This window comes from Thalassospira sp., assembly GCF_040218635.1.
Classification (GTDB): Bacteria; Pseudomonadota; Alphaproteobacteria; order Rhodospirillales; family Thalassospiraceae; genus Thalassospira.
In genome coordinates this window covers 477,833-494,986 of record NZ_JAVJRB010000011.1, presented here as the reverse complement: position 1 = coordinate 494,986, position 17,154 = coordinate 477,833, and the positions used below count along the sequence as shown (strand labels likewise).

15 protein-coding genes are annotated in these 17,154 nt (G+C 53.6%); 8 read left to right on the top strand and 7 right to left on the bottom strand.

All coding sequences use genetic code 11. The features are described 5' to 3' along the window. Nucleotides 1-32: 32 nt before the first annotated feature. The 3 genes from RIC05_RS13495 to fsa all read right to left on the bottom strand — a co-directional run bounded on the left by RIC05_RS13495 (nucleotide 33) and on the right by fsa (nucleotide 2,447). Entirely contained in the window at nucleotides 33-983 is a 951-nt protein-coding gene (locus tag RIC05_RS13495; RefSeq protein ID WP_350048185.1) for a tyrosine recombinase XerC, read from the bottom strand. Next, the gene (locus RIC05_RS13490) at nucleotides 962-1,651 is read right to left on the bottom strand and encodes a DUF484 family protein (RefSeq protein WP_350042657.1); all 690 of its coding nucleotides are present in this window, start codon (nucleotides 1,649-1,651) and stop codon (nucleotides 962-964) included. Before RIC05_RS13490 ends, RIC05_RS13495 begins: the two co-directional genes overlap by 22 nt. 139 nt (nucleotides 1,652-1,790) lie before the next feature. Continuing rightward, entirely contained in the window at nucleotides 1,791-2,447 is a 657-nt protein-coding gene (fsa, locus tag RIC05_RS13485; RefSeq protein WP_350042656.1) for a fructose-6-phosphate aldolase, read from the bottom strand. Nucleotides 2,448-2,643: 196 nt separating this feature from the next. Between fsa and RIC05_RS13480 the strand changes: the two genes are divergently transcribed. Beyond that, nucleotides 2,644-4,875: a primosomal protein N' gene (locus RIC05_RS13480; RefSeq protein ID WP_350048187.1), complete on the top strand. Its 2,232-nt coding sequence runs from the start codon at nucleotides 2,644-2,646 to the stop codon at nucleotides 4,873-4,875. A 24-nt stretch (nucleotides 4,876-4,899) separates the two neighbouring features. Here the strand turns inward: RIC05_RS13480 and RIC05_RS13475 are convergent, their stop codons facing one another. Further along, complete coding sequence (locus RIC05_RS13475) at nucleotides 4,900-5,733, bottom strand: substrate-binding periplasmic protein (protein WP_350042654.1); 834 nt, start codon at nucleotides 5,731-5,733, stop codon at nucleotides 4,900-4,902. A 382-nt stretch (nucleotides 5,734-6,115) separates the two neighbouring features. Between RIC05_RS13475 and RIC05_RS13470 the strand changes: the two genes are divergently transcribed. From RIC05_RS13470 to atpC, 7 genes are all read left to right on the top strand, one after another. Beyond that, a complete protein-coding gene (locus RIC05_RS13470; RefSeq protein WP_350048189.1) occupies nucleotides 6,116-6,388 on the top strand; it encodes a dATP/dGTP pyrophosphohydrolase domain-containing protein in 273 nt (90 codons plus the stop codon). Between the two features lie 40 nt (nucleotides 6,389-6,428). Beyond that, on the top strand, nucleotides 6,429-7,067 hold the full coding sequence (locus tag RIC05_RS13465; protein ID WP_350048191.1) for a glutathione S-transferase family protein: 639 nt from the start codon (nucleotides 6,429-6,431) through the stop codon (nucleotides 7,065-7,067). 419 nt (nucleotides 7,068-7,486) lie between these two features. After that, nucleotides 7,487-8,044, top strand: a complete 558-nt coding sequence (locus RIC05_RS13460; protein ID WP_350042651.1) for a F0F1 ATP synthase subunit delta — start codon at nucleotides 7,487-7,489, stop codon at nucleotides 8,042-8,044. After that, nucleotides 8,044-9,576 carry a F0F1 ATP synthase subunit alpha gene (gene atpA, locus RIC05_RS13455; RefSeq protein ID WP_350042650.1) on the top strand — a complete coding sequence of 511 codons (1,533 nt, stop codon included), beginning with the start codon at nucleotides 8,044-8,046 and terminating at the stop codon, nucleotides 9,574-9,576. Before RIC05_RS13460 ends, atpA begins: the two co-directional genes overlap by 1 nt. Nucleotides 9,577-9,606: 30 nt before the next feature. Beyond that, nucleotides 9,607-10,497 carry a F0F1 ATP synthase subunit gamma gene (locus RIC05_RS13450; protein ID WP_350042649.1) on the top strand — a complete coding sequence of 297 codons (891 nt, stop codon included), beginning with the start codon at nucleotides 9,607-9,609 and terminating at the stop codon, nucleotides 10,495-10,497. 52 nt (nucleotides 10,498-10,549) lie between these two features. Further along, nucleotides 10,550-11,968 carry a F0F1 ATP synthase subunit beta gene (atpD, locus tag RIC05_RS13445; protein WP_350042648.1) on the top strand — a complete coding sequence of 473 codons (1,419 nt, stop codon included), beginning with the start codon at nucleotides 10,550-10,552 and terminating at the stop codon, nucleotides 11,966-11,968. 41 nt (nucleotides 11,969-12,009) lie between these two features. Beyond that, nucleotides 12,010-12,414: an ATP synthase F1 subunit epsilon gene (gene atpC, locus RIC05_RS13440; protein WP_350048193.1), complete on the top strand. Its 405-nt coding sequence runs from the start codon at nucleotides 12,010-12,012 to the stop codon at nucleotides 12,412-12,414. Nucleotides 12,415-12,524: 110 nt separating this feature from the next. Here the strand turns inward: atpC and RIC05_RS13435 are convergent, their stop codons facing one another. The 3 genes from RIC05_RS13435 to ccmI form a co-directional block, all read right to left on the bottom strand. After that, nucleotides 12,525-15,131: an ABC transporter permease gene (locus tag RIC05_RS13435; protein WP_350048195.1), complete on the bottom strand. Its 2,607-nt coding sequence runs from the start codon at nucleotides 15,129-15,131 to the stop codon at nucleotides 12,525-12,527. Between the two features lie 22 nt (nucleotides 15,132-15,153). Further along, a complete protein-coding gene (locus RIC05_RS13430; protein ID WP_350042645.1) occupies nucleotides 15,154-15,600 on the bottom strand; it encodes a response regulator in 447 nt (148 codons plus the stop codon). A 317-nt stretch (nucleotides 15,601-15,917) separates the two neighbouring features. Then, a complete protein-coding gene (gene ccmI, locus RIC05_RS13425; RefSeq protein ID WP_350048197.1) occupies nucleotides 15,918-17,147 on the bottom strand; it encodes a c-type cytochrome biogenesis protein CcmI in 1,230 nt (409 codons plus the stop codon). Nucleotides 17,148-17,154 lie beyond the last annotated feature (7 nt).

Sequence of the window (17,154 nt, the reverse complement as noted above, 5' to 3'; positions counted from 1 at the left end):
TTTGCAAAATGATTATGGCATCGCTTTTGCGGTCATCGCCGCGCACGCGGATGGGTGCCATTATAGACCGCCATGAGCTGTTCGGTATCAACGGCGGTATAGCGCTGGGTGGTTGAAAGCGACGCGTGACCCAGCAAATCCTGAATGGTGCGCAAATCTCCACCTCCGGCAAGAAGATGGGTGGCAAAGGAATGGCGTAATGCGTGCGGCGTTGCGGTTTCAGGAAGGTTTAAAAGTTCGCGGACCTTGCGCATTTCGCGTTGGGCGACCTGGGCAACAAGCCGGTTGCCACGTGCGCCAAGAAACAGGGCATCATCGCCGTTCGGGGCAAAGGGGCAGGTGCGGACGTAATCTTCTATCGCTTCACGCACGATGGGAAGAACCGGGACAAGACGCTGTTTGTTGCCTTTACCGGTGATAACCATCGAATCGCCGGTTGGCCGTTGATTGGCGTTAAGGTCCAACGCCTCGGAAATACGAAGGCCACAGCCATATAGCAGGGTGAAAAGAGCAAGATTTCGTTTGGCCAGCCACGGTTCATCCTGCCATGCACCGGCATTTTCAAGAACTGCCATGGCATCAACAGGGGCCAATGGTTTTGGCGTGGTTTGGGGCAGTCGTGGATTGCGGATCGACTGTACGGCAGCATTCTGTCCGCGGCCGGATCGTTCCAGAAATCGATAGAAATTGCGCAAGGATGAAAGGGCGCGGGCGGTTGATGTTTTGGCCATGCCATCCATGCTGCGCCGGGCCAGCCAGCTTCGAAAATCACGCGGGTTTAAGCGCAGCAGATCTTTGAGGGTCGGCACATCACCAAGATGCCCACCGATAAAACCAAGAAAGGCATAAAGATCTGCCAGATAGTTTTCGGTGGTGTGGTTGGAGGCGCGGCGTTCATCGCGAAGCCATGTCCGCCAATCGGCAATGGCTTCGCGCATATCAGATGGAAGATTGATCGCGATCAGACTGTTTGAGTCAGCCATCGACGCACACCAAATTCAATCACAGACGCCAAAAACATGATCAGGTCATTGGCTTGTGCCGGGCTGAAATATCCCGGTTCCTTGACGCCAAAGGCAACAAGCCCGACCGGGTCGCCATAAAACGGGGCAAGACGGACAATGGCAGCCGATCGGATTTCCGAGGCTTTGGGGCCAAATATTGCTTCATCGCCAGCATCATCTGGCAAAAGCCAGACATCCTGTTCTTCACCAAGAACCTGATCAACCGCCCCGACAACAAGGCGTCTTACACGCCCGTCACAGCTTGGTACCGGTGCTTCGTCGCATTCTTCAAAACAAATGGCGATGGCATCAAGATCGAGCAGTTCGGGTACGAGATCCTGTAGTGCTTCGACAAAGGTTTCAAATCCGCGGGCATTCAGCAATGCCAGAACCGCACGGTGAATGCGGCTTTGGGTTTCGAGATTGGATTTGGAGATATTGATAAGCTCGCTGGTTGCACCGCGCAGCTTTTCACGTTCATCACGCAGGCGGGTGACGACATATTGTTGCATATCGGCAACGCCATCGCCCATTTCGCGTACCGGCAGCTCAAGACTTTCGAGCAAATCAGCGCGCGAGGTGAAAAATTCAGGATGTTCGGCAAGGTAGTCGGCCACATCGTCGGCGCGCAAAGCTGTCTTTTCCATCGGTTCCGGCTTGAAAAATGAGAAATAAAAAACCCGGCTGCCACAATGCGGGCAGCCGGGTTAAATGCATGTTAAAAACCGCAGCAAGGTCGGTTTTTATCTGTTGATCAGGCAATAATGCCAGATAACAGCGCCGATATTACAGAATCGACTGGCCGGTTTTTTCCCAATCAGCGAGGAAGGTCTCAAGACCTTTGTCGGTGAGCGGGTGTTTGGTCAACTGACCCAGAACCTGCGGCGGGATGGTGACGACATCGGCACCAAGACGGGCCGAATCGACAACATGCTGCGGGCCACGTGCGGAAGCCACAAGGACTTCGGTGGTCCAGTTCGGGTAGTTGCCATAAACGTCAACGATGTCAGCAATCAGCTGCATGCCATCAGACGAAATGTCATCCAGACGGCCAACGAACGGCGAAACATAAGTTGCACCGGCTTTGGCAGCAAGGATGGCCTGACCAACCGAGAAGCAAAGTGTAACGTTGGTCTGAATACCTTCGTCGGTGAAGGTGCGGCAAGCTTTAAGGCCGTCCGCGGTAAGTGGCAGCTTAACGACGACATTGTCGGCGATTTTTGCCAGTTTACGGCCTTCGGCGACCATGGTGTCGTAATCGGTCGCAGCAACTTCTGCGCTGACCGGTCCGTCGACGACGTCACAAATTTCCTTGATCAGTTCGAGAAACGGTCGGCCAGACTTTGCTACCAGCGACGGATTGGTGGTGACACCGTCTACGAGGCCGGACATGGCCAGTTCGCGGATTGCTTCGATGTCAGCGGTATCGATGAAAAACTTCATTGGATTTCCTATTCGGACCTTTTGAAGATCGTCGTTTGAAGATCATTGTTCGATGATGCGGTTAGCTGCTAGGGTCCGGCTCCATCCAATGGACGGTTCCTGATCCAAGCTGTGGGACCGTTTTCTAATATGCCGTGGGTCGTCGAAGATGTTTGTTCGACCGGCCCAACAGGCATTCCGACGGGGTTTATAATATATGAGCGCGGCAAAGGCCACATCTGGAAATCTGTTTGCTGATGATCCGGCCTTTCAGGTAACTGCACAGACCATTTCTGTGCTGCCGCCACTGCCGCTGGCTGGGCCGTATGACTATCTTGTGCCCGAAGGTATGTCTGTTGCACCCGGTGACTTTGTCGAAATCCCGTTAGGGCGGCAAACCCAGCGTGGCGTTGTCTGGGGCGATGCCAAGGGCGATGTCGAGTCGTCCAAGCTGCGCGAGATTTATGGTGTTCTGCCCGCCGAACCGATGCCCGCAGTGACCCGCAAATTCATTGATTGGGTTTCGGCCTATACCATGGCGCCGCAAGGGGCAGTTTTGCGCATGGCAATGAGCGTCCCGGATGCCCTGGAACAGCCAAAACCCATTTTTCGATTTACGCTCAACCGTGATTTTGATGCATCAAGTTTGCGTATGACCCCGCCGCGCAAACGCGTCATGGCGTTTCTGGCCGATCACCCGTCGATGGAACAAGGCGATATCCTGCGTGAAACCGGTGCCGGGGCCAGTGTGGTCAAGGGGCTGGTTGAAGCCGGTGCCGTGCAACGTTTGATGGTGGCACCCCCGTCACCGTTTGAATTGCCGGATCTTGATATTGCCCGGCCTGATTTGTCCGATGAACAAACCGAAGCTGCCGACGCGCTGTGTCAACGTGTCGAGGAAGATGGTTTTTCCTGCACGCTTCTGGATGGCATCACCGGATCGGGTAAAACCGAAGTATATTTTGAACCGGTCCGCGCGGCCTTGGCGCAAGGCAAACAAGTGGTGGTTTTGCTGCCTGAAATTGCGTTATCCGCGCAATGGTTGCAGCGGTTTCGCGATCGATTTGGCGTAAATCCGGCACTTTGGCATTCCGAAGTGGGGCAGGCGCGACGGCGTGATACATGGCGCTCTGTTGCGGATGGCTCGGCCCATCTTGTTGTCGGTGCGCGATCAGCCCTGTTTTTGCCGTTCCAGAATCTTGGCCTGATCGTGGTCGATGAAGAACATGAACACGCCTTCAAGCAAGAAGACGGTGTGATTTACCATGCGCGTGATATGGCGGTAACGCGCGCGCATCTGGGCAATATTCCGGTGGTTCTGGCATCGGCAACCCCGTCGCTTGAAACCATGGCCAATGTCGAAGCCGGTCGATATCACCGGGTTGAACTTGGTAATCGCCATGGGGCTGCGGTTCTGCCCAGTGTCGAGATCATTGATATTCGCAAGGACAAACCAGAACGGAATCGCTGGATTACGCCAACGCTCAAAAAGCGGTTGATTGAAACATTTGCCAATGGCGAACAGGCGATGCTGTTTTTGAACCGCCGTGGCTATGCGCCGCTGACCCTGTGTCGGGCCTGTGGGCATCGGTTCCAGTGCCCGAACTGCACGGCATGGCTGGTCGAGCATCGCGCATGGGGGAAACTGCAATGCCACCATTGCGGATATCAGGCAAAAGCCCCTGATACCTGCCCGGCCTGTGGGGCAGAGGGCAAGTTAGCCCCCTGTGGTCCGGGGGTGGAACGATTGTTTGAAGAGGCGGTCGAAACATTCCCCAATATCCGGATCGAGGTCGCGACATCTGACAACATTATGGGGCCCAAAGCCGCGACAGAGCTGGTTAAACGGGTTCACAATCAGGAAGTGGACCTTTTGATTGGAACGCAGATTCTTGCCAAGGGCTATCACTTTCCGATGCTGACCCTTGTCGGGGTTGTCGATGCCGATCTTGGATTGGCGGGCGGGGATTTGCGGGCCGCGGAACGAAGCTATCAGCTTCTGACACAGGTTGCAGGGCGTGCCGGGCGTGGAGACCGACCGGGGACTGTGATGTTGCAAACGGCTGATCCGGCCAACCGCGTGATCATGGCAATTGCCGCAGGGGATCGTAATGCCTTTAACGAGGTTGAGCTATCCCAGCGCATGACACATGGCATGCCGCCGCATGGTCGGTTGGCCGCCCTGATCATTAGTGGCAAAAAAGAAAATGAAGTTGATGAAGCCGCATGGCGGATTGGTCGCGCGGCCCCGCGTGGCGATGGATTGATGGTTTTGGGGCCTGCCCCCGCACCATTATCACTACTGCGTGGGCGGTATCGCCGCCGTTTCCTGATCCGGGCGGATAAATCGGTCAAGATGCAGGCCTTGATTCACGAATGGCTGTCGAAGGTCAAAACACCGGGCAGTGTCCGCGTGCAGGTCGATATTGATCCCTACAGCTTTATGTAATCTGCAGATGCTTCAGTGTGTGGTCTATTGCGCATATTGAGACTCCCACCAATCAACACCGTCCGGGCCAAGATACCGTTCAAAAATCGCAAGCAACCGGCCGTCTTTTCGCATGTCGCGGATGATGCGGTCGTAACGTGCGATAAAGCGTTCCTTGCCCGGATAATCGGATGCCTTGGAAAACGGGTTGTAATATGCCGCCCTGCGCAAAGGTGGATACAGGAATGCGATCTTTTGCCGCAGGCCCGACTGGATGGTTTCAAATGCCGTGCTTAGGTAATTGACCGGGACGATGTCAAAGCGTTCTTCAAGAAGCATCGGGATTAAAAGGTCATTACGGGCGACGGCTTCGATATCCAGCCCGGAATCCCAAAATGCTTTTGTATAGGAATAGCCCGCTGCGGCCCCGATCCGAAATCCTTCCAGATCACCAAGTTCGCTAAAACGGATGCGATTGGCGTCTTCGGCGCGGACGGCAAACCGCCAATCAAGAAGCAAATGTGCTTCGTTTGGATATAGCAGATACTTGCTGCGCTCATCATTAAGCGAAAGTGTCAGTGTGATGTCGGAAAAGCCGTTTTCGGCATTGTGCAAAAGCCTGCGGCCGCTATCGACAAAATGAAATGTGAAATCGGTGATGCCCATTTCATCGAGAACTTCGGTCATGATATCGATATCAATGCCGCGCGGGATATCCTGTGAAAGCCATTTTAGCGGCGGTTCGGAAAGTCCTTCGATAACCAGCGTTCGGGCAAGGATCGTTTGCGATGATACGATAAGAACGCACAATGTGGCGCAGGCACAGGTCATAAGGCGAAAGAAGTTCCACCCGTTTGCTGTGATTGCGCTTAAACTCATCCCTGCTGTCCTTAAACTTTAGGCGGCGGTGTCGTTTGCTATCCTAGGGTCAGGACCCATTAGTTTGATTGTAATGGCAGTCATTATATTTGCGAAATACAAGGAAAAGCCCGCAGGGCGGGTTGGTATCCCGCACAAGGGATTTGACGTGGGAGTTCGCAAATATAACGACTGTCCTTCGGATCAATCGGATTTGCACGGGCTACTTTGTCGCAAAACATTGAAAGATAAATATCTTCCTGCTGTTTCGCTTCGCCTATCCGCACAAATCTGATTGACCATTTCAAACAAACTAATGGGTCCTGACCCTAACTCTATATAAGGATTAAAATTGGAAAAGAGTTGCGAAATTAATAATTCTGAACCGGAAACGCAGCGCACGATGTGTGATTGGGCGGAAAAGACGTTTGGTCCGGTGCAGGATCCCAAGGCGCTTTTGACACGTGCCATGCTTGAAATGGATGAGCTTGGCGAAGCCATTGATGCGCATGATGTTACAGAGATCGGCAAAGAAGCTGCTGACGTCATGATCTTGCTGTATCGGTTGGTTGATCAGTTCGGTCTGGAGCTGGATAAAGAAGTCCGTGCGAAAATGGCCATCAACCGGTCGCGCAACTGGTCCTCAAAAGGCGATGGCACCGGATCGCATATTTGATCAGGTCGATAATCCATACATCTGTTTTCGGAAAGACATGATGAGTTACACCCTTTTTTATGCGCCGGGTGCTGCGAGCATGGCCGTGCACTGGATGCTGATCGAACTAGACGTTCCGTTTAAGACGGTGCTGGTCGATATTGATAACAACCAACAGCGCAATCAGGACTATTTACGTTTGAACCCGTCCGGACGGGTGCCGACCCTTGTGGTCGATGATGTGCCATATGGCGAATCCGTTGCCTTGATGATGATGCTGGCCGATCGTCACCCCGGATCAAACCTGTTGCCAGAACCCAATACAGCGCAGCGGGCCGAATGGCTGCAATTGACACTTTATATTGCCAATACTCTGATGCCTGCGATGCGCGATTGGCTTTATGCCGCCAAGGATGGCGACCCAGGTGGGGCCGCTGCGGTAAAGGCACTTGCAGAAAAGCGCATCAGTGCGACCTGGGATGATTTCGAAAAACGACTTCGCGGTGGCCAGCCATATCTGATGGGTACTACATTTGGCACCGTTGATATGCTGGCCATCATGTTGATGCGCTGGTCGCGCCATATGACATGTGCCGCGACGGCCCGGCCAGTGCTGCGCAAATATATCGATCACGTGTGCGAAAGACCGTCCTATCGCGATCTGAATGAACGCGAAGGTCTTTCGGGATGGCCAGATTGATGCAAGGGATGGTTTGGATCGGTAAAATTGGCAGTTTGCCTGCAAAAATGTGAAGTCGATTACACTTTTTGACGGCAATGTTAATTCTTGATCGCGGTGGGCGCAGGGCTGGCAGATCAGAATGTCTGGAGAATCGCACCTTAAACGCGATTTGGTCGCGGCAAGAATCCGCGTCTTGCGCGAAACAGCTTATTATTAAATAGTTGTAGAACCCCGCGAAAAACAGGTGAATTGGTGCAGTTTAAGCCCTTCTTTGCCACAGAATGAAAAAGAGCGTCCAAATGCGCTTGCGCGGGGGTTGCCCATGCTCAGGACATGTGATACCAAACGCTCGCTTCCCGGAAGGAGACCCTTTCGGGAGATCATTTTTTTATACGTATCCGAGTCGTTCTCATAACCAGAATTGAGGGCTTTCACCGGTGTCCCAAAATACTGCCGCGACCGGGCTCCAAGGGCGCTATGCCACAGCACTATTTGACTTGGCCAAATCGGCTAAGCAGCTTGATGCTGTCAAAAGTGATCTTGTCTTGCTCGACCAGGCCATTGCAACCAGCGATGACCTCCGGAATGTACTCCGCAGTCCCGTGATTTCCCGGGATGTGCAGGCCAATGCGATGGCTGCTCTTCTGGATAAACTTGGTATTTCCGAGTTGACCAAGAAGACAGTTGGGCTTCTGTGTCAGAAGCGTCGTTTGTTTGTCCTGCCGGGTGTTATTAGTTCCTACCTTTCCATGCTCTCAGCTCATAATGGCGAAGTGACCGCTCAGGTGACCTCGGCAGCCGAGCTGAAGAAAGAGCAAATCGAAGCCGTTACCGACGCTCTTAAAGACGTTGTCGGCGCCACTGTAAAAGTGGACCTTAAAATTGATCCGGCGGTTCTTGGCGGCCTTGTCGTCCAAGTCGGCTCCCGGGTTTTTGATGCCTCGCTTCGTACTAAGTTGCAGAAGCTCGAGCTCGCTATGAAAGGGGTTGCGTGATGGAAATCCGCGCTGCGGAAATCTCCGCTATTCTCAAGGATCAGATCGCTAATTTTGGCGCTGAAGCCGAAGTTGCCGAAGTTGGACAAGTTTTGTCCGTCGGTGACGGTATTGCCCGTGTTTATGGTCTGGACAATGTTCAGGCTGGTGAACTCGTTGACTTCCCGGGTGGCATTAAGGGCATGGCCCTTAACCTCGAAGAAGACAACGTTGGTGTCGTGATCTTCGGTTCTGACCGTTCGATCAAAGAAGGTGACCAGGTTAAACGTACTGGCGCCATCGTTGACGTTCCGGTTGGTAAAGAACTTCTCGGCCGCGTCGTTGACGCACTGGGTAATCCGATCGACGGTAAAGGTGATCTTGGTACCAAAGAACGTCGCCTTGCCGACGTCAAAGCACCGGGCATCATTCCGCGTAAATCGGTTCACGAACCAGTTCAGACCGGTATCAAGTCAATTGACTCCCTGATCCCGATCGGCCGTGGCCAGCGTGAGCTGATCATTGGTGACCGTCAGACCGGTAAAACCGCAATCATCATCGACACCATTCTGAACCAGAAGCCGGTGAACGATGCTGCGAAAACCGACAGCGACAAGATGTTCTGCATCTATGTTGCAGTTGGTCAGAAACGTTCGACCGTTGCACAGGTTGTTAAGGTTCTCGAAGAACGTGGCGCGATGGAAAACACCATCGTCGTTGCCGCAACCGCTTCCGATCCGGCACCGATGCAGTTCCTTGCACCGTTTGTTGCTTGCGCAATGGGCGAGTATTTCCGTGATAACGGCATGCACGCAACGATCTTCTACGATGATCTGTCCAAACAGGCAGTTGCATATCGTCAGATGTCCCTTCTGCTTCGCCGTCCTCCAGGGCGTGAAGCATTCCCGGGTGACGTTTTCTATCTGCACTCGCGTTTGCTCGAACGTGCTGCGAAAATGAATGACGAAAACGGCGCTGGCTCGCTGACCGCACTTCCGGTTATTGAAACCCAGGGTAACGACGTTTCCGCGTTTATTCCGACCAACGTGATTTCGATCACCGACGGTCAGATCTTCCTTGAAACCGACCTGTTCTACAAAGGCGTACGCCCGGCTGTGAACGTTGGTCTGTCGGTTTCGCGTGTTGGTTCGTCCGCACAGATCAAAGCGATGAAGCAGGTTGCCGGCTCGATCAAGCTGGAACTCGCTCAGTATCGTGAGATGGAAGCATTCGCACAGTTCGCATCGGATCTTGATCCAGCAACCCAGAAACTTCTGGCCCGTGGCGCACGACTGACCGAGCTGCTCAAACAGCCGCAGTATTCGCCGCTTAAAGTCGAAGAGCAGGTCGTTGTGATCTATGCAGGTGTTAAAGGTTACCTCGACGGTGTTGCGGTAAACAAGGTTCGCGCTTTCGAAGACCAGTTCCTGTCGGACATTCGTTCCGCCGGTGCTGACATCCTCGATGCGATCCGCACCGAGAAGGTTCTGTCTAACGACAGCGAAACGAAGCTTAAAGCGTTCCTCGACAAGTTCGCGAAAACCTTCGCGTAAGACTGAAACTTAGGCGAAGGAGGAAACGCAATGGCTAGTTTGAAGGATCTGCGCTCGCGCATTGCCAGCGTCAAGTCGACGAAGAAAATCACTTCGGCGATGAAAATGGTGGCAGCCTCCAAGCTCCGTCGTGCACAAGATGCAGCGGAAGCAGCGCGTCCCTATGCTGAGCGCATGGGGACGATGCTGGGCCGTCTTGCAGGTGCCGTCGGTAGCAATGAAGGTGCTCCAAAGCTTCTGGCCGGTACGGGTAAAGAGGACGTGCATCTGCTCGTCGTCTTCACCGCCGACCGTGGCCTTTGCGGTGGTTTCAACGCATCGATCGTGAAAGCGACCCGTCTTAAAGCCAAGGCCCTTCGGGCTGAAGGCAAGACGGTGAAGCTGATCTGTGTTGGCCGCAAAGGGGCAGATGCGCTCAAGCGTGAATTTGGTGACAGTATTGTCGCCCGGTATACCGGCATCGAAGGCAAGAAAGGGATTAACTTCTCCTCTGCCAGCGAAGTAGCCGATAAAGTTCTGGCGCTGTATGGCGAAGGCGAATTTGACGTTTGCACGGTCTTCTATAACAAGTTCGTGTCCGCAATTTCGCAAGTCCCGACAGGACAGCAGTTGATCCCATTCGTGGGTGAAGATGTTGACGTGCAGGAAGAAGCAACTGGTTCTTCTGCGGTTTACGAATATGAACCGTCTGAAGAAGCAATTCTTGCTGATTTGCTGCCACGGAATGTTGGCGTCCAGATTTTCGGTGCAATGCTTGAAAGCAGTGCGTCCGAACACGGTGCGCGTATGTCCGCTATGGATAACGCAACCCGCAATGCCGGCGACATGATCGACCGACTGAGCATTCAATATAACCGCTCACGTCAGGCTCAGATCACCAATGAACTGATTGAAATCATTTCCGGCGCCGAGGCTTTGTAAGCGGGTCGCAGGAAGATAACGGATAGTTTTGTCCGAGCAGGAGACAACACTTATGGCTGATATAAAGTCGGGGAAAATTTCCCAGGTAATGGGCGCCGTCGTCGACGTTAAGTTCGACGGAGAGTTGCCGCCCATTTTGAACGCACTGACCGTTGACAACAACGGCCAGCGTCTGGTTCTTGAAGTTGCACAGCATCTTGGTGAGAATGCCGTCCGTACCATCGCGATGGACACCACCGAAGGCTTGCAGCGTGGCCAGCAGGTCCTTGATACGGGCGATGCAATCATGGTTCCGGTTGGTCCGGAAACCCTTGGTCGTATCCTCAATGTCATCGGCGAGCCGGTTGATGAACGTGGTCCGGTCAATTCGAAAATGAAATTGCCGATCCACCGTGAAGCACCGTCTTTCACCGATCAGGCAACTGATACCGAAATCCTGGTTACCGGCATTAAGGTCATCGACCTTATCGCACCGTACACCAAGGGTGGTAAAATTGGTCTGTTCGGTGGTGCAGGTGTGGGTAAAACCGTTCTCATCATGGAACTGATCAACAACGTGGCAAAAGGCCACGGTGGTTATTCTGTTTTCGCAGGTGTTGGTGAACGTACCCGTGAAGGTAACGACCTCTATCACGAGATGATGGACTCGGGCGTTATCAATCCGGAAGGCGGTTCCAAAGCTGCACTGGTTTATGGCCAGATGAACGAACCCCCGGGAGCACGTGCACGTGTTGCTCTGACCGGTCTTACGCTTGCGGAATATTTCCGTGATGAAGAAGGCCAGGACGTTCTGTTCTTCGTCGATAACATCTTCCGCTTTACCCAGGCTGGTTCGGAAGTGTCCGCACTTCTCGGTCGTATCCCGTCTGCTGTGGGTTATCAGCCGACGCTGGCAACCGACATGGGCGCGCTGCAGGAACGTATTACCTCGACCAAAAAAGGTTCTATTACCTCGGTTCAGGCAATTTACGTCCCGGCCGATGACTTGACCGATCCGGCACCGGCAACCTCGTTTGCTCACCTTGATGCAACCACCACGCTGAACCGTCAGATTGCCGAGCTCGGCATCTATCCGGCAGTTGACCCGCTCGATTCCACCTCGCGTGCACTCGATCCGGGCGTGATTGGCAAGGAACACTACGAGACCGCTCGTGAAGTTCAGCGTATTCTGCAGACCTACAAAGGTCTTCAGGACATCATCGCCATTCTCGGCATGGACGAGCTTTCGGAAGAAGACAAACTGGTTGTGGCACGTGCCCGTAAGATCCAGCGTTTCCTTTCGCAGCCGTTCCACGTTGCAGAAGTCTTCACCGGTACTCCGGGCGTGTTTGTTCAGCTCGAAGACACCATCAAGGCTTTCTCAGCGATCTGCGCTGGTGAATACGACCACATGCCAGAACAGGCATTCTACATGGTCGGTACCATCGAAGAAGCCATCGAAAAAGCCAAGAAGATGGCCGAAGCTGCTTAAGGCAGTTTCGGTCCCCCTCCGGCTAAGGAGCGAGGATTGTCATGACTGATACGACTGTACTGGAACTTGTTTCGCCGTCTGCCCTGCTCAAATCCGAGCCGGTCGAGATGGTCGTTGTTCCGGGCACGGACGGGAATTTCGGTGTGCTGCCAAAGCATGCACCGATGATCTCGACCATTCGTCCGGGTGTCATCGACATCTATGCAGGTGGTAAGGTTTCCGAACGTATCTTCGTTGCTGGCGGTGTTGCAGAGGTTAATCCCGAGCGTTGCACCATTCTGGCAGAAGAAGCGGTTCCGGTTGCCGACTTGAAAGCTGACGAAGCGCAGGCACGTCTTGAGGCGGCACAAGCCGATCTTAAGGCTGCCAGCACTGCACACGATAAAGCCAATGCCGAGCGTTCGCTTGACATTGCCCGTGCACAGATTGCTGCCCTGTCGAACTAATCGTTGGTTCATGAATATCGAAAAGGCCGCTCTTTTAGGGCGGCCTTTTTGTTGCGCTGTTTCGTTTCTGGAAATACTGGTTCAATCAGGTAACAGCGTGCCGCAAAGACTTACCCGCGCCAGCCGGGTTGGGAGCGCAAAGCCGATGCTTGCAATATCCAGCCCCCACCAAACCCAATCGCGCCAATCCCGATCATGGTGATGACGGCAATCGGTCCAATAACCTCTATAATCTGCGCGAAAGTAATCGCACCGACGGCCTGACCGGCGACAATGGCAATTGCGCTCCCGGTACATAGTCCAACAATCCCACTTGCCCCTAATATCATGCCGGTTTCAAGCGCACCGGTTTTGACGATCTGGTTTGGGCGAATGCCCAAGGCGCGCAACATGGCAAGATCGTTGGCCTGACTTTGGCGAAGGGCGATCAGGCCGCTAAGGATCACAAATATCGCCCCAACGGTTGCCAGGACGGTCAAGCCGACAAGTCCGCGCAAGGCAGCGTTAAACAGGTCTGTAAGCGTCGCCACTGCATCGGGTATGCGGATGGAGGGAATGTCGGGAAAGGCCGCCTGAAGGGTGCTTGCGACGGCCGCAAGGCTGTTTCTGTTCTGATCCAGCAGGCTAAGCGTAATGATCACGCCATGATCAAAGGCGGGCGCCATCGGTGAAAAGACCAGCGGGAAATCAAGGCCAAGCCGGGTCCAGTCTATCTTGCGGAGGTTAGCTATTTTGACGTTATATCCTTCGCCCCTGATATTTACCGTCAATTGATCATTTATCCCAACGCCAAGGGCCTTCGCCACATCGGTATCAAGGGACGCCAATTGTGCATTAAGGCTGTTTTCCTGCCACCACTGCCCCGCGACCACCGGATTGTTCTGCATATCGGCATTGGGCACATCGGCCCATGAAATCCCGCGATCTCCGCGCACAAACCAATGATAGCGGCGCGGTACATCGGCAAGTTTGATTGGCTGGCCGTTTATATGGGTGACACGGCCATGAAGGAACGGCATCTGGGTCACTGATTTTACCGCTGGTATCGCGCTGGCTTGCGCGCGAAAAGCGGCCGCCTGATCTGTTGGCAGATCGAAAAAGACAAGATCGGGTGTTTGTGCTGGCAGGACGGATTTTAAATGATGCCCGGCAAGGGCGCCAAACAGGATCACGGCAAACAGGCACGTTATCGCCAAGCCAAATGATGCTGCCATGGTGACGGTCGGAGCATTGGGACGGGCAATGTTGCGCAATGCCAGCCTGACGGACGGTAGTGCTATTTTCTGACTGGCAAGCTTCCCGGCCCCCCAGCGCATCAAACCGCCAAACCCAACAAAGACGACAAGGCACAGGATCAGGATACTGATCAGAACGGCGGAAAACCAGCCAAGATCAATCAGCTGGCAGGCAAGAGCGAACAAGAAAATGCCGAGCCCATAAGACAGCAGCCGGTGCGGCGATAGCAGCGATCGGATACGGTTGGCAGGCAGGCTGCTGCTTGTTACCTGACGCGCAGATTGATGGCGAAACAGTCTTGCAGGTGTGGTTTGGCAGGCTGATCGTATCGGGTTGATGGCGACAAGTGCGACGAAGCCGATAATAAAACCAAGGATCAGATGTCCATCTTGATAGCTTTGGGTGAGGTCAAATCCGAACTGGGTGCTCATCACCGGAAGAAGCAGCTGATTGATCAAAGTAGTGATCAATGCGCTAACCGCAATTGATGCCACGGTGATCAGCGTGATGTGCCAAATAATTGCTGCTCCCAATTCCCTTGGGCGGACCCCGGTGCTCCGCATCAGGGCAAAGCGTTTCTGACGGCTGAGAAGATCGACATGCAGGGCATTATGGATGGCCGTCATGGCAATGGCAAAGACGGCAATGCCAATCAGGCTGACAAAGGCGGATGCAAAATCACCGATGCGTTCAATCCCCGGAATGCCATCGGTCGCATTAACAATCCGCCAGCCACTATCGGGAAACCGATCTTCGATCTGGGCGATGGCATTGCGGTTCTGCGTTGGGCTACTGCCCGGAATTTTCAGCCGGGCATACCAGTATATCTGTTTTCCCGGCGCAAGAAGGTTGCTGTTGCGATAGGCTTCTAGCGACACAAGGACCCGTGGCCCGAGTGAGAACAGCCTGAATTTGCGTTCTGGCTCAGATGCAATGATGCCCCGAATTTGAAAATTCTGACGGCCAAGCCGGATCATATCCCCAATCGACAGTCCCGTTTCATCAACGAATTCCGGGCCAACAACCGCGCCCGCGATCCCGTTTTGCGTCGAAAGTGCATCTGTGATGGGTATGTCAGATGACAAAGATATCGCGCCATAAAGCGGATATGTCCGGTCAATCGCCTTTAATTCCGAAAGAACGGGTGGTTTATCGTTGTCGTGCCGGACCATGACCCGTTGTTCGGCACTCAGGCTGAGGGTGCCGAGTGTCTTTAGGAACGTAATTTCATCAGATGATGGTGCGCGGTGAAACAGACGTAGGGAAATGTCGCCGCCGATTGTCTGTTGGGCCGATTGGCGCATGGCATCGCGCACGGAATGGGTCAGGCTGACGGTCAGGATAAGGACCGTGATGGCGAACACAAGGGTCGCAAACATCGCCCATACCCCAATGTCGGGTTTGCGCAACTCACGAAGCGCAAATCCAAGACTGGCGATATGCAGTCGATATCTGGAATATCGTAAGGGCAGGCGGGACACGGCAGTCTCGCTGGCAGGTGGGTTACGGCGTCGGGGTTAACGCCAACCCCAGCCAGAAAGATTCGATCATTTTCATCAGTTCAATGAATTCTGTCACATCGACGGGTTTACGCAAATAACAGTTTGCACCCGCCGCATAGCAAAGATCAACATCATGTTCCGCACCCGACGTGGTCAGAACAATAACCGGGATGGAAGAAGAATTGGGATCATTGCGGATATCGCGCAGCATTTCCCGGCCATCTTTGCGCGGCATATTCAAATCCAGAAGGATAAGACGTGGACGCGGGGCATTGCGAAACGGGCCATCTTGTTGAAGAAACTGCAAAGCGGTCATTGCATCTTTAACGTGATGAAGTTCTACCGGTTTTTTGAACTCCCGAAGCGCCTCACGTACAAGACGTGCATCGCCGGGATTGTCTTCAATCAACAATAGATTATTTATCGCACCATTTGCCTGAGCGGACATTGTACCCATTATCCTTCCGGGTGGGGTTTTCCCATCCCGGTTCACTGCGAACCGCATTAACTAGATCACTGAACCCAAAGAGAAAAATGGCCCCCCAGCCATAAAAGGTATCTCAATAGGTTAGGATGATCACTTCGATTTAGCTATCCTTAAGTCTGGTTCTCATACTTTAGCACGAAAATCAATTCAATAAGGCTTTGAAAAAGGGGAAGGCATTATCCTTACGTATGAAAGATGGTGCGTGAGAAGTGTGAGAAAAAGGGGGGCTGACATAAAATTTGCGCCTTCATCGCAACCCGATGAGAAGGTCCCGTCTCCTAGTTGGTGACGATCCCGATCTCTTTGGCAAGGGCGTCAAAACGGTTCACCAGATCAGGTTGACCGGCAAAGACATCGCCAGCCTTTTGATAGGCTGTACGGGCCTCTGCGGGTTTGCCAAGAACCATATAGGCCTGCATCAAACGGGCCCAGCCATCCGGGTTGTCCGGTTCAGTTTCAAGACGCTCCGCCAAGCCACTAACCATCGAAAGAATCATTTCCTGACGTTCTTCTGGCGTCATTTGCTGGGCTGCGCGAACATCGTCTTCGCTTGGCCCTGCCATCGGTGCGGGGGCCTCTGCGACGTTAAGACGGTTTTCAATGTCGATCCCTTGTGCAAGGGCGGCATCCTTGATCCGGGCAACCACCATTGGAAGCCACCCGGCATCCGCCGGGGCACCATTGGCAAGTGCGATCCAGCGATCAACAGCCGCCGGAACATTACCGTCCTGTGCATCGGCCAGACCGATATAGTACTGAATGCGCGGATCGGTACTGTCGGTGGTTGCGGCTTCGTTCAGGACACCAAGGGTGATGGGGTTGATTTGGCCGTTATTGCTGCGAATCAGGCTTTCGGCATACATCGCCAGATAATCACCATCCCGGCCAGACAGTTTGACGGCTTCAAGAAACGCCGTTTGTGCCTCAACAGGACGCCCCAGCGCCATCAGGCTTGCGCCAAGAAGCTCCCACCCTTGAAGGTTGGCAGGGTCTTCAATCAGTTTTTGGGAAAGATCACTCACCGCGCGGTTCAGGACAATGGCCCGGTCTTCATCAATGGATTCGGCCTGCCGAATGGCATTTATTTCATCAACCCGGCTGGCAATCGGCCGATCGGGCATGTCGGGATTACCAAGATCAAGGTAAAGCCCAAAGCCCCCCAGAAGGAACAATGCAATCGACCCCACGGCGATGAAGCTTGGTGCAGCGGGGCTTAACGTCCCGTTTGGTGCTTCGGTCTGATCCTTGATCCGCTGATCCGCGGCAAGGATGCGGCGTTGCACTTCAATGCGGGCGGCGGTTGCCTGTTCGGCATTCAAGACGCCACGATCAATGTCGCGGTCAATTTCCGAAAGTTGATCACGATAAACAGCCAGATCGCGTTCAATTTCGCTATCGGGTACGTCATTGGAAGATGACGTGGCCTTTTGGCGCTGTTGGACAACAGGCCAAAGAATAAACCCCGCTACCAGAAGCGTTATCGCGCCAAGAACAATCCAGATGGTCATGAAGGTT